The sequence below is a fragment of the Enterobacter sp. ENT03 genome, from assembly GCF_019218745.1.
Taxonomy (GTDB): Bacteria; Pseudomonadota; Gammaproteobacteria; order Enterobacterales; family Enterobacteriaceae; genus Enterobacter_D.
The window spans coordinates 22,512-35,517 of sequence record NZ_JAHUXA010000007.1; the positions used below are offsets into that span (position 1 = coordinate 22,512).

At 53.5% G+C, this 13,006-nt stretch carries 10 protein-coding genes; 5 read left to right on the forward strand and 5 right to left on the reverse strand.

Annotated elements, in window-relative coordinates; all coding sequences use genetic code 11:
• Positions 1-68 precede the first annotated feature (68 nt).
• Positions 69-965: a YafY family protein gene (locus KW828_RS11135; protein WP_218336426.1), complete on the forward strand. Its 897-nt coding sequence runs from the start codon at positions 69-71 to the stop codon at positions 963-965.
• An 8-nt stretch (positions 966-973) separates the two neighbouring features.
• On the opposite strand, the gene eutC is transcribed toward KW828_RS11135, so the two are convergent.
• The 4 genes from eutC to hemB all read right to left on the reverse strand — a co-directional run bounded on the left by eutC (position 974) and on the right by hemB (position 5,696).
• The gene (eutC, locus tag KW828_RS11140) at positions 974-1,750 is read right to left on the reverse strand and encodes an ethanolamine ammonia-lyase subunit EutC (protein ID WP_218336427.1); all 777 of its coding nucleotides are present in this window, start codon (positions 1,748-1,750) and stop codon (positions 974-976) included.
• Complete coding sequence (locus tag KW828_RS11145) at positions 1,747-3,135, reverse strand: ethanolamine ammonia-lyase subunit EutB (protein WP_218336428.1); 1,389 nt, start codon at positions 3,133-3,135, stop codon at positions 1,747-1,749. Before KW828_RS11145 ends, eutC begins: the two co-directional genes overlap by 4 nt.
• Before the next feature lie 9 nt (positions 3,136-3,144).
• Positions 3,145-4,524: an ethanolamine permease gene (gene eat / locus KW828_RS11150; protein WP_218336552.1), complete on the reverse strand. Its 1,380-nt coding sequence runs from the start codon at positions 4,522-4,524 to the stop codon at positions 3,145-3,147.
• Positions 4,525-4,724: 200 nt separating this feature from the next.
• Entirely contained in the window at positions 4,725-5,696 is a 972-nt protein-coding gene (hemB, locus tag KW828_RS11155) for a porphobilinogen synthase (RefSeq protein ID WP_218336429.1), read from the reverse strand.
• Positions 5,697-6,170: 474 nt separating this feature from the next.
• Here hemB and KW828_RS11160 point away from each other — a divergent pair, with 474 nt between their 5' ends.
• Both KW828_RS11160 and KW828_RS11165 read left to right on the forward strand, forming a co-directional pair.
• Positions 6,171-9,083: an autotransporter outer membrane beta-barrel domain-containing protein gene (locus KW828_RS11160; RefSeq protein WP_218336430.1), complete on the forward strand. Its 2,913-nt coding sequence runs from the start codon at positions 6,171-6,173 to the stop codon at positions 9,081-9,083.
• An 84-nt stretch (positions 9,084-9,167) separates the two neighbouring features.
• On the forward strand, positions 9,168-9,788 hold the full coding sequence (locus KW828_RS11165; RefSeq protein WP_218336431.1) for a helix-turn-helix domain-containing protein: 621 nt from the start codon (positions 9,168-9,170) through the stop codon (positions 9,786-9,788).
• A 14-nt stretch (positions 9,789-9,802) separates the two neighbouring features.
• Here KW828_RS11165 and ampH read toward each other — a convergent pair whose 3' ends face one another.
• A complete protein-coding gene (gene ampH / locus KW828_RS11170) occupies positions 9,803-10,960 on the reverse strand; it encodes a D-alanyl-D-alanine-carboxypeptidase/endopeptidase AmpH (protein ID WP_218336553.1) in 1,158 nt (385 codons plus the stop codon).
• A 204-nt stretch (positions 10,961-11,164) separates the two neighbouring features.
• On the opposite strand from ampH, the gene KW828_RS11175 reads away from it, so the two are divergent.
• The gene (locus KW828_RS11175) at positions 11,165-11,740 is read left to right on the forward strand and encodes an isochorismatase family protein (RefSeq protein ID WP_218336432.1); all 576 of its coding nucleotides are present in this window, start codon (positions 11,165-11,167) and stop codon (positions 11,738-11,740) included.
• Between the two features lie 42 nt (positions 11,741-11,782).
• Positions 11,783-13,003, forward strand: coding sequence for a peptide antibiotic transporter SbmA (gene sbmA, locus KW828_RS11180; protein ID WP_218336433.1), 1,221 nt, complete (start codon positions 11,783-11,785; stop codon positions 13,001-13,003).
• The last annotated feature ends 3 nt before the right edge of the window (positions 13,004-13,006 follow it).

The following is a 13,006-nucleotide window of genomic DNA, read 5'->3' on the forward strand; positions in this document are numbered from 1 at the left end:
AAAGATCCGTCCAGAAATGCCGTTATATTTTGCAGGGTTATATTAATTTTCTGGCAAGGAACCGCGTTATGGAAAAGAAACATCAACTGCTGGCGACGCGTCTCGGTGAAATTCTCGGGCGCTTTAATAATGGTGAAACGCTGTATGTGAAGCAGCTGGCGGAAGAATATGGCGTTCATCCGCGAACCATTAAGCGCGATATTGTCGAGCGCCTGAGCTTTCTGGATGCCGAACCAGGGGAGCGAGGGGGCTACCGGATTTCGCCGGGCCTGCTGGGGCGTTTTAGCGCTGACAGCATCGAGCTCTTTGCGCGACTGGCTGGCGTCAGCGAGCTGTTCCCGGGCTTCAATAAGCGCATGCTGTCATCCCTGCATTCCACCGCGGCCAGCCAGAGCATCGTGGTGCAGGGGCATCGTTATATTTCCAGTGAATTACAGGCTGACTATTTTGCCCGCTTACAGCGCGCCATTGACGAACACTGCTGCGTAAATTTCCGCTACCTGCGTCGTAATGAAGAGCGGCATTATGCCGTGGAGCCGTATCAGCTCGCTAACCTGAACGGCGTCTGGTATCTGGCCGCTCGTCATGATAATCGCCTGAAAAACTTCACCTTAACCAAAATCACTGCCCTGAACTGTACGTTTGAAACCTTTGAACCGGATGCAGAGTTGCTGACAAAAATGCGTCAGGAGCCGCGTGTGTGGGGCGTAGAGGATAAGTTCAGCGTGCGGCTCAGTGTGGCACCGGAAGTGGCCGAGTATTTCCAGCGCCGGGATCTGCTCAACGATCAGGTAATCGAACAGCAGACCGCCGATGGCGGCCTGATTGTCACCACGCAGGTGGCACATAAAAAAGAGATCCTGCCGGTGGTGCAGTACTGGATCCCGCACCTGAAGATCCTCGCGCCAACGTCGCTACAACGCGAGCTGGAAGCGGAGATTAAAAGCTGGCTGACGGTGGTGTAGGGCACCCGTCAGGACAGCGCCACCCGCGGCTTTACCTGGCCGTGCAGCGCCGGGTTATCGCTTTCATCTTTGAGGTTTACGCCGGTCAGACGGCGTAAAAATGCGTGTTCCAGCAGCCAGGCGAGTTTAAAGGCCGCCGCCTCATGGCGCAGACCTTCGGGGCGGATGTTGGAAATGCAGTTACGTTCAGATTCCAGCCGCGCACGGGCTGGTTTCCACGTCAAATAGACGCCGAGGCTGTCCGGCGACGACAGGCCGGGCCGCTCGCCAATCAAGATCGCCACCGCCTTACTGTTCAGCGTTTCCCCGATGTCATCCCCCAGCGCCACCCGCGACTGATGCGCCAGCACTACTGGCGCCAGGGATAATCCCAGCGTGCGAAGATACGGCAGCAGGGCGGCGATCAGCGGCACCGCCTGGCGATGTACCGCATGAGAAGAGAGCCCGTCGCCAATTACCAGCAGCAGCTCGTGCGCGGCCACGCGCTGATGACGCAGCGTTTCACGACTCTCCTCACTGAGTTTTCGGCCCAAATCCGGACGATTTAAGTAAATATGCCGATCCGCCGCCGCGCTGTGGACGGTCAGGGTTTGCAGCCCAAGCGCCGCTAATTCGTCTGCCAGCGAGGTGCTGTCAAACGGCTGGTGGATGGCATCGCGCGCTTGCGCATGGGCAAGACCAAAGTTCAGCACCTCGCGTGTCGGCAGGCTGGCTCCACTGCGGCCGAGAGCGATGCGCGCATCGGTAAATTCACGCAACAGTGACCAGGCATCTGGATTTTTCATACCGGCGCTCCCTGCGGCAAAATGCTGAGCAACGGGTGGCTGGCACCGGTTAAGCGCAGCTGGCCGCTATTATCGATAATCTGCATACGGGTCAGCCATTCGCCGAACTCTGGCGCATGTTTCAGGCCGAGCAGGCGGCGGGCGTAGAGCGCATCATGAAACGACGTGCTCTGATAATTGAGCATGATGTCATCCGCGCCCGGCACGCCAATCAGGAACGTCAGCCCGGCGTTGCACAGCAGCGTCAGCAGGGTGTCCATGTCGTCCTGATCCGCCTCGGCGTGGTTGGTGTAGCAGACGTCGCAGCCAATCGGCAGGCCCATCAGCTTGCCGCAGAAGTGATCTTCCAGCCCGGCGCGGATGATCTGTTTGCCGTCATACAGATATTCCGGACCAATAAATCCGACTACGGTATTCACCAGCAGCGGATCAAAATGTCGCGCCACCGCATAAGCCCGCGCCTCGCAGGTTTGCTGATCGACGCCGTGATGCGCCCCCGCCGACAGGCAGCTGCCCTGGCCGGTTTCAAAATACATCACGTTATGGCCGAGCGTACCGCGTCCGAGACTTAACGCTGCCTCCTGCGCCTCGCGCAGCAGCGCCAGAGTGATGCCAAAACCGCGGTTCGCAGCCTCAGAGCCCGCCACCGACTGAAACACCAGATCGACGGGCGCGCCGCGCTCGATCAGTTGCAACGTGTTGGTGACATGCGTCAGTACGCAGGACTGCGTAGGGATCGCAAAGCGGTCAATAATGTCCGCCATCATGTGATTCAGCCGCTCCAGCACCGGCAGGCTGTCGCTGGCCGGATTGATCCCCACAACCGCATCACCCGCGCCGTACAGCAGGCCGTCGAGCATACTGGCGGCAATGCCCCTGAGATCGTCGGTAGGATGATTCGGTTGCAGGCGGACGCTAAGGTGGCCCGGCAGGCCAATGGTGTTGCGAAAGCGCGTGATCACCCGGCATTTGTTGGCGGCAAGGATCAGATCCTGGTTACGCATGATCTTGCTGACGGCAGCGGCCATTTCCGGCGTAATGCCGCGGGCGACGCGGCTTAGGGTCGGCGTGTCGGTGCTGTCATCCAGCAACCAGTCGCGAAAATCACCGACGGTAAGGTGGCTGATGTCAGTAAACGCTTGCGGGTCATGGGTATCAATAATCAACCGGGTGATCTCGTCCTGCTCGTAGGGGATCAGCGGGTTCGCAAGAATGTCACGCAGCGGTACGTCTGCCAGCGCCATTTTTGCGGCCATGCGTTCTTCGGCAGAATCGGCGCTGACGCCAGCCAGCACGTCCCCGGAGCGTGCCGGGGAGGCTTTCGCCAGCAGGTCTTTCAGGCTGGCGAAACGGTAAGTGCGGTGCGCCAGGGTCGTTTTATACATGGTGTCTCCTCAGGAGATCGCCCGCAGTTGCGGATCCAGCGCTGCCCGCTCGCGGGACGAGGCGGTTTTGCGAAACCACAGATAACCCGCCAGCATCATGGCGGCAAAAATCAGCGCCAGCAGCGGGTTATACCAGACCATCGCCACCAGGCAGAGCACCGCCATACCGAGTGCGAAGGCGGGCGCATACGGAAACAAGGGCGCGCGGAACGGACGGATCAGCAAGGGTTCGCTGCGGCGCAGTTTGAACAGCGCGGCCATAGAGGTGATATACATAACAATAGCGCCAAATACCGACATCGTCACAATACAGGCGGTGAGCGGCATGCCGCTGATGGTGATGAGCGAATCGGAAAAGATCGCCGCGATCCCCACCACGCCGCCCGCGAGGATCGCCAGATGCGGCGTGCGGGTGCGACGGTTTAGCGTGGCAAGCCGCGCCGGTAAATATCCTGCCCGGGCCAGCGAGTAAATCTGACGGGAATAACCCATGATGATGCCGTGAAATGACGCCACCAGGCCAAACAGCCCTAGCCAGACCAGCATATGCAGCCAGCCGCTGCTGCTGCCGACCACCACTTTCATCGCCTGCGGTAGCGGATCGTTGATATTCGATAGCGCGCGCCAGTCGCCGACGCCACCCGCAAATATCATTACGCCGACTGCCAGCACGGTGAGCGTCAGAATGCCGCCGCCCAGCGCACGCGGAATGGTACGCTGGGGATCTTTCGCTTCTTCAGCGGCCATCGACGCGCCTTCAATGGCGAGGAAAAACCAGATGGCAAAGGGGATAGCCGCAAACATCCCCGGCAGCGCCAGGCTGCTGAAGCTTTCCGCGCCCGCCCAGCCGTGGGCGGTAAAGTTGTCCCAGGAGAAGCCCGGCGCGACCACGCCCATAAACACCAGCAGTTCGAAAATTGCCAGCAGGGTGACAATCAGCTCAAAGGTGGCGGCAATGCCCACGCCAAGAATGTTCAGGGTCATAAAGATGACGTACGCCCCGCAGGCCACCCATTTTGGGTCGAGCGACGGAAACTGGACGTTGAGGTACGCGCCAATCGCCATGGCGATCGCGGGGGGTGCAAATACAAACTCTATTAGCGTGGCAAAGCCAGCAATGAATCCGCCGGTCGGCCCGAACGCGCGGTATGCATAGGCAAACGGCCCACCCGCATGGGGAATGGCGGTTGTCAGCTCGGTAAAGCTAAAAATAAAGGCGCAGTACATGGCGGCGATCAGCAGGGCGACAATCAAAAAACCGAGCGTCCCTGCCTGTGACCAGCCGTAGCTCCAGCCAAAATATTCCCCTGAAATCACCAGTCCGACGGCAATGCCCCACAGACGGAAGCTGCCGAGTGTTCTTTTTAAGGTCGTTGTTTCTGTGTTCATCATGGAGTGCCTCGCCATTAAACCCAGTCGGGAAAAACGTTGCAAAGGCGATGCCAGAAATAAAGCGTATTTCTTTCAGGAGGGTAGATTAATCAGGTGTAATTACTGCACCGATATGAACAACGTAACGGTGCAGGTTGCCCCGGTATAGTGAAAGGGTATGCTGGCCGGGAAAAGGGCGGGTTGACCCGCCCTGGTGATTACAGGATCTTGCGTTCTGCCAGATCGAGCGCGAAATAGCTGAAGATCAGATCCGCGCCGGCGCGTTTGATCGCCCCCAGACTTTCGAGGATCACTTTATCTTCATCAATCGCGCCTGCCTGGGCGGCAAACTTGATCATCGCATATTCTCCGCTCACCTGGTATGCGCCAAGCGGCAGCTGCGTGCGCTCGCGAATATCGCGCAGAATATCAAGATAAGCGCCTGCCGGTTTCACCATCAGACAATCCGCGCCCTGGGCTTCATCGAGCAGCGATTCACGGATCGCTTCGCGGCGGTTCATGGGGTTCATCTGATAGGTTTTACGATCGCCTTTCAGCGCGGTGCCTGCCGCTTCACGGAAGGGGCCATAGAACGAGGACGCGAACTTGGTGGAGTACGACATAATCGCGGTATCGGTAAAGCCCGCGGCGTCCAGCGCCTGACGGATGGCCTGCACCTGACCATCCATTGCGGCTGACGGGGCGATAAAATCTGCGCCTGCCGCAGCGGCAACCACGGCCTGCTTGCCGAGATTAATCAGGGTCGCATCATTATCCACACCGTGTTCGCACAGGACGCCACAGTGACCGTGGGAGGTGTATTCGCAAAAGCAGGTGTCGGACATGACGATCATTTCCGGCACGGCGTCTTTGGCAATGCGCGACATCCGCGCCACCAGGCCGTCTTCTTTCCAGGCATCGCTGCCGGTGGCGTCCGTGTGGTGAGAAATACCGAAGGTCATTATCGAGCGGATCCCGGCGTTCGCAATGCGTTCAATTTCACGTGCGAGGTATTTTTCCGGTATGCGCATTACGCCTGGCATGGCGTCGATGGCCTTGTAGTCGGCAAGCTCTTCTTCAACAAAAATCGGTAACACCAGGTCGTTAAGGCTCAGTGTTGTCTCTTCAAACATGGCGCGTAATGCGGGTGATTTACGCAGACGGCGAGGGCGGGTGATTAAGTCGGTCATGATTTGCCTGATGTTGGTGGGACACCAGAACATTTTACCTCAATTCGGCAGTGATGTTTCGCGAAACTGGCCTTACCGACCTTGTCGTAAACAACGGTAATACCGGTTCATAATATATTATTTATATATATTGGTGCGAATATATTTATTTGTTAACTATGTTTTTCATTTCTATTGATAAACATAGTTTGTACAAATAATGTATTTAAAAGAATCACTGGTATCAATGTTTATTTGGTTTGTATTCTTAAAAAATAACAAACCAATTAAGTGTTATTTGTTTAACTATCTGTTTTTATGGCTTTTTATTGTTTTTAAGTGGCGTGTTTTATTATTGTGTCTGGATCCGTACTTTGTGAGCGGATTAGTTGAACTTTTCTTACCCTCAACCGCATAATTCTCCAGGCGGTAATATTACTTTGCTGTTCTATTTTTACGAGCTAACGATATTAAATCCCTGAGGAGGGATGACAAATGCACTCCTGGAAAAAGAAACTTGTTGTATCTCAACTGGCATTAGCCTGCACTTTGGCAATCGCTTCTCAGGCAAATGCTGCTACTTACAATACCTGGGATTATGTTAATAACCCTACAACAGCTCTCGATTGGGACGCTATGGATACCCCGAGCACTGTTGACGGCAACTATGTCAAGTACAGTGGCTTTGTTTACCATAATAATGCCAGTGGTGATTTCGACCAGACGTTCAAAGGCGACACTGTTAACGGCACGATTTCCACTTATTACCTGAACCATGATTACACTGATAGTGCAGCAAACACGCTGGACATCAGTAATTCAGTTATTCATGGCTCAATTACGTCTATGCAGCCTTACGGCTATTATGACCGCTATGATCTAGATAAAAATGATTTAATCGGTTATGACTTCTACACTGATACTGTTGTTGATAATAACTGGTATGACGGTGACGTATTCACTCTGAATATCTCAAACACGACCATTGATGACGACTATGAAGCTTTGTATCTCACCGATACTTATCTGGATGGCAATGTAACTAAAGAGACGAAGGAAACCTTTGATCTCAGCGAGGGACTTGCAGTTAATCTTGATGTCGAAAGTAACATCAACATTTCTAACAATTCCCATGTTGCAGGCATTGCGCTGAGCCAGGGTGATACAGCAAATACTCATTATGGGGCTGAGTATCACCAGTGGGATAACAACATTAAAGTGTCCAACTCTACTGTGACTTCCGGTTCTCAAATTCCGCTGGAAGCTGATGGTTATGGTTTCTTCGGTAATTCTGCTGAGCCAAGTGACTACACTGGTGACGGTGATGTAGCGCTGTCTTTCACAGACAACGCGGCTTCGCATTACTCCATGAAGAACAATGTGAATTTCGATCATTCTACTCTGTTGGGTGATGTCAAATTCACAAGCCACTGGAATAACGACGGTGTGTTCTTCTATTCCGCTGGCCATGATACTAACGGTGACGGCGTTCTTGACACCAACGGCGGCTGGGTTGACGACGCTCAGAACGTTGATGTGTTGAACCTCACTCTGGACAACGGTAGCAAGTGGGTTGGTTCAGCTAACATCGTTGCTGATGATATTGTTCCTGCCAGCATGTTCGATGTTGCAACTAATAGCCTTACCTCAGATTCGGTCCATGAGAATAATGCCTGGAACCGTGTTGTTGATAACAAGGTATTCCAGAGCGGCGTATTTAACGTAGCGCTGAATAATGGTTCAGAGTGGGATACTGTTAGTAGTTCTTTGATTGATACATTAACTGTCAATAACGGTTCTCAGGTTAACGTAACTAATTCTTTCTTAGTGTCTGATACCATTGCATTGACCAACGGTTCTTCAATGAACATTGGTGAAGATGGTCTGGTTGCAACCGATCACCTGACAATCAATAGCTATAGTACGGCTGCATTGACTGACCAGGTTCATCGTGGTGAATATTCTCTGTACGCTAACACAATCACTGTGACTAACGGCGGTACATTAGATGTCAACGTTGATCAGTTCGATAACGGTATTTTCAACACGGATAAACTGGAACTGACCAGCGGCAACACGGCTGATAATAATGGCTATGTTGTTTCAGGTGTGTTCGACATCAACAGCAGCGATTATGTGCTGAATGCGGATCTGGTGAACGACCGTACCTGGGACAAATCCAAAGCTAATTACGGCTACGGTACTATTGCTATGAACTCAGATGGTCACCTGACCGTCAATGGTAATGGTGATGTCAATAACGGTACTGAGCTTGATAACAGCTCTGCTGATAACGTAGTGGCTGCAACCGGTAACTACAAAGTTCGTATCGACAACGCAACCGGTGCGGGTTCTGTTGCTGAATACAAAGATAAAGAACTTATCTACGTCAACGATAAAAACAGCACTGCAACCTTCTCTGCTGCTAACAAAGCTGACCTGGGTGCTTACACCTATCAGGCTGAGCAGAAAGGGAATACCGTTGTTCTGACGCAGCAAGAACTGACTGACTACGCTAACATGGCGCTGAGCATTCCTTCTGCTAACACCAACATCTGGAACCTGGAGCAGGATACCCTGAGCACCCGTCTGACCAATGGCCGTCATGGTCTGGCAGATAACGGTGGCGCATGGGTGAGCTACTTCGGTGGCAGCTTCAACGGTGACAACGGCGACATTAATTACGATCAGGATACCAGCGGCATTATGGTGGGCGTGGATACGCTTATCGATGGCAACAATGCTAAATGGACTGTCGGTGCTGCAGCCGGTTTCGCAAAAGGCGATATGAATGATCGTACCGGTCAGGTAGATCAGGACAGCCAGTCCGCCTATATCTACTCATCTGCTCGCTTCCCAAGCAACCTGTTCGTCGATGGTTCATTAAGCTACAGCCGTTTCAATAACGACCTGACCGCCACGATGAGCAACGGTCAGTACGTTGACGGTAGCACCTCTGCTGATGCCTGGGGCTTCGGTCTGAAGCTGGGCTATGACTTTAACCTCGATAAGGCCGGTTATGTTACTCCTTATGCCAGCGTGAATGGTCTGTTCCAGTCTGGTGATGATTATCAGCTGAGCAACGACATGCGTATGGACGGTCAGTCTTATGACAGCCTGCGTTATGAACTGGGTATCGATGCGGGTTATACCTTCAACTACGGTACCGACCAGGCGTTGACCCCGTACTTCAAACTGGCGTGGGTGTATGACGACGCGGATAATAGTGCGGACGTTAACAGCGACAACATCGACAATGGTGTTGAAGGTTCTGCGGTTCGTGTCGGACTGGGAACTCAGTTCAGCTTTACCAAGAACTTTAGCGCTTACAGCGATGCAACCTATCTGGGCGGCGGCGACGTTGAACAGGATTGGGGTGCTAACGTTGGCGTGAAATATACCTGGTAAGAACAGTAGCGTTTTTGTTCGCCTGATGTAAAACCAAGCCCGTCAAGCAATTGGCGGGCTTATCCGTAAGGAAAGACCGTAAAAATGATCAACACCCAACCGGTAGATGAGTTTTATCGTCTGAATCATCGGTTAATGCCTTCCGGGACGCCCTTTGAATTCACGCAGGGTAGCGTGATCGTTCCCGAGGAGAGCAATGAACTACGCACCTATGTTTTTCTTGAGGGAGCCATTTCTTTAGAACGTCAGACTAACAGACTGCTGCTTGGAGTCGTGGCTTCGCCGGCGATTTTTGGGCTCGCCATTGGCGTTATGCCGACGCAAGAACAGTACCATCTGAATGTTGAAACCTCCTGTCGCGGTTATTACCTTCCCGCTTGTACTACCTTACAGCTTCTGGATAAGCACCAATTATGGCGAGAGGCGTTTTACTGGATGACCTGGCAGAACCGGATGCTAGAAGCGCGCGACCAGCAACTCATCGGCACCAGTTCCTATGCGCAAATCCGCGCGACGTTGTTATCGATGGCGAAATGGGATGATACCCTGCGCGCCCGTATCGGCGTCATGAATTATATCCAACGCCGCACGCTGATTTCACGCTCGGTTATTGCAGAAGTGCTTGCGGCACTGAGACAGGGTAATTATATCCGTATGGAAAAAGGCAAGCTGGTCTGCATTAACCGCCTGCCTCTTGACTACTAACGGCGCTGCGGGACTCAGGATGCCGGGATTACCTGTGGCTTATGACCGCTGAGTTCGCTGACCAGGTCATTTACACCGTCGCTCATATTCACAAAACGCGTCAATGGTGAGCGAGTGACCACGACAAAAACGCCGACATTGTTTTTTGGCACCATCGCCATATAGGTAATGAAACCTCCGCCACCGCCGGTTTTTTGAATGATCCCCGGACGGCCATTTTTTGGTGCCATATAAACCCAGCCGAGTCCTAGCGCATCAGCCTTACCGGGAACGTCCATACCGATAACTCGCGTCAGCTGCGGGCGTTGATAGATCAAGGTCTGCATGCGGTCTGCCTGATTATTACGGGCATAAAAATCGGAGGACAGGAACTGCTGCATCCAGCGCATCATATCGCCCGGCGTTGAATACACACCGCCGCTGCCGATGGCCGCCAGCGTGTTATTGCACGGACTGGCGCCTTTCTCCGCGACCATCAGACGTTTGCACTGGTCGGGCGAGGGGGTAAAGGTGGTATCTTTCATACCCAGCGGGCGGGTAATTTGCTCTTCGAAAAGCTGCGGATAAGGTTTGCCTGCGGCGGTCGACAGCGCATCCGCCAGCAGATCAAATGCCAGATTGGAATAGGCTGCCTGGGAGCCTGGCGCGGTTTTCAACGTTGCGGTAGAAAGCCAGTTCCAGCGCTGCTCACGTGTCGGCCAGACAAATACCGGACGATGCGCTGCGCCACCCGGCTGCTCGCGCGGTAACGCGCTGGTATGGGTGGCAAGATTAACCAGCGTGATAGGCGTGCCGTTATAAGTGGGCACCCGCGCGCCTGGCGGGGCGTACTTACTCAGCGGATCGTTAAGTTTCACCACCCCCTGATCCAGCAGCTTTACCAGCATTTCGCTGGTCATCAGCTTGGAGATGGAGGCAATGCGGATCACCGAATCCAGCTGTGGGTGGACGTTGCTGCCTGGTCGGGTTTCCCCAAAACTTCTGAACACCCGCTGATTACCATCAATCACCACCATCGCCATACCGGTGGCGCCGCTACCGTAATAAATATGGTTCGCATAGCGATCGACAACATCTGAGGCAAATTCTGGATCAAGCGAGGGCTGGGCGGCGTTGACCGACGAAAAACTCAGTGCGCCTAACATCACGGATAAAAGCAGACAACGTTTCAACGAAGTATCCATCAATAAATACAGAAGATAATGCGTATTTATACTATTTAAACGCCTGATGCAAAGCCCGAAAAAAGGCATTATTCGCGGTTAAAGCGTAACGATGCGTAAACAGACGCGTTTTCTTGCTCGCTAATGTCTGCTTATGTGATGCCAGCCTTATGATAACCTCCTGAGCTTCAGCCATTTTATAGGATCAACCCAATGTCAGCGAAACGAGTAGTCATGGTCATTGATATGCAGAACGGCGTTTTTGCCACCCCGCGCCTGCGGAGCGAACAGTGTGTGTCGCGTATCAATCAGCTGACCCGCGCCGCCGACACCGTGATCTTTATTCAGCATTGCGAAGACGGCGGCCTGGAAGCTGATAGTGAAGGTTTTGCGTTATTGCCGGAGCTTTTCCAGCCGGAAGGGTCGCGCTATGTCACGAAAACCGCCTGCGATGCCTTTTATAAAACCGGGCTGGCGCAGTTGTTGGAAGATAACGGGATTACCGAGTGGGTGATATGCGGCTGTGCGACCGATTATTGCGTCGATACCACGATTAAAATCGCGGCAAGCCAGGGTTACGCTATTACGGTGGCCAGTGATGCGCACACCACGGCGAATCGTCCGGCAGTCGATGCCGCATCGCTGATTGCCCATTATAACGAGGTCTGGCGCACGCTGACGGTGCCCGATAATCCGGTACAGGTGAAATCCACGGAAACAATTCTTCGCGCATGGCAAACGAACTATGCCGCGACCAGTCGGTCTGACAGAGCGGTTTTGAACCGCTAAGCACGTTGTTCGCTATAAAAATGAGAAGTTTCAGGAGCAGATATGTTTAAGTCTTTTTTCCCAAAGCCGGGACCGTTCTTTTTATCGGCATTTATTTGGGCCATGATCGCCGTTATTTTCTGGCAGGCAGGCGGGGGGGCCTGGCTGACACATCTGGCCGGTGCGTCTGATGATGTACCCATCAGCGCCGCGCGCTTCTGGTCGGGCAGCTATCTGGTTTTCTATGCTTACTACGCCTTATGCGTGGGGATTTTTGCGTTGTTCTGGTTCAAGGTTGCGCCGCATCGCTGGCAAAACTGGTCAATTCTGGGCACTGCGCTGATCATCTTTGTAACCTGGTTTATGGTACAGGTGAGCGTGGCGATCAACGCCTGGTACGCGCCGTTTTACGACCTGATCCAGAATGCGCTCAGCGCGCCTCATAAAGTCACGCTCAGCCAGTTTTATCAGGGGATCGGCGTCTTCCTTGGTATTGCCTTGATTGCGGTGCTGGTGGCGGTAATGAATAACTTCTTTGTCAGCCACTACGTATTCCGCTGGCGCACGGCGATGAACGAATATTACATGGCCCACTGGCAGCGCTTACGCCATATCGAAGGTGCTGCGCAGCGTGTGCAGGAAGACACCATGCGCTTCTCTTCAACGCTGGAAGACATGGGCGTCAGTTTCCTGAACGCCGTCATGAAGCTGATTGCGTTCCTGCCGATTCTGGTGACCCTGTCGGCGCATGTACCAGAGCTGCCCATTGTCGGGCATATTCCCTATGGTCTGGTAGTGGCGGCGATTGTCTGGTCGCTGATGGGAACGGGTATGCTCGCCGTGGTCGGTATTAAGCTGCCGGGTCTGGAGTTTAAAAACCAGCGCGTGGAAGCAGCCTACCGTAAAGAGCTGGTCTATGGTGAAGACGATCCAGAACGCGCCGATCCGCCTACGGTACGTGAGCTGTTTGCCGCGGTACGCCGTAACTATTTCCGCCTCTACTTCCACTATATGTACTTCAATATCGCGCGTATTTTTTACCTGCAGGTCGATAACGTTTTCGGCCTTTTCCTGCTGTTCCCGTCGATTGTTGCCGGTACGATCACGCTCGGTCTGATGACCCAGATCACCAACGTGTTTGACCAGGTACGCAGCTCCTTCCAGTATCTGATCAACTCCTGGACAACGCTGGTAGAGCTGATGTCGATCTACAAACGTCTGCGTGCGTTCGAACAAACCCTCAATAACGAGGAAACGGCAGACGTGACCACCACGCTGAGCTGATAC

What these genes read in the sequence shown, in the direction of transcription:
- KW828_RS11135 (WP_218336426.1), top strand. Translation starts at nt 69, where the DNA reads ATGGAAAAGAAACATCAACTGCTGGCGACGCGTCTCGGTGAAATTCTC.
- eutC (WP_218336427.1), bottom strand. Translation starts at nt 1,750, where the DNA reads ATGAAAAATCCAGATGCCTGGTCACTGTTGCGTGAATTTACCGATGCG.
- KW828_RS11145 (WP_218336428.1), bottom strand. Translation starts at nt 3,135, where the DNA reads ATGTATAAAACGACCCTGGCGCACCGCACTTACCGTTTCGCCAGCCTG.
- eat (WP_218336552.1), bottom strand. Translation starts at nt 4,524, where the DNA reads ATGAACACAGAAACAACGACCTTAAAAAGAACACTCGGCAGCTTCCGT.
- hemB (WP_218336429.1), bottom strand. Translation starts at nt 5,696, where the DNA reads ATGACCGACTTAATCACCCGCCCTCGCCGTCTGCGTAAATCACCCGCA.
- KW828_RS11160 (WP_218336430.1), top strand. Translation starts at nt 6,171, where the DNA reads ATGCACTCCTGGAAAAAGAAACTTGTTGTATCTCAACTGGCATTAGCC.
- KW828_RS11165 (WP_218336431.1), top strand. Translation starts at nt 9,168, where the DNA reads ATGATCAACACCCAACCGGTAGATGAGTTTTATCGTCTGAATCATCGG.
- KW828_RS11175 (WP_218336432.1), top strand. Translation starts at nt 11,165, where the DNA reads ATGTCAGCGAAACGAGTAGTCATGGTCATTGATATGCAGAACGGCGTT.
- sbmA (WP_218336433.1), top strand. Translation starts at nt 11,783, where the DNA reads ATGTTTAAGTCTTTTTTCCCAAAGCCGGGACCGTTCTTTTTATCGGCA.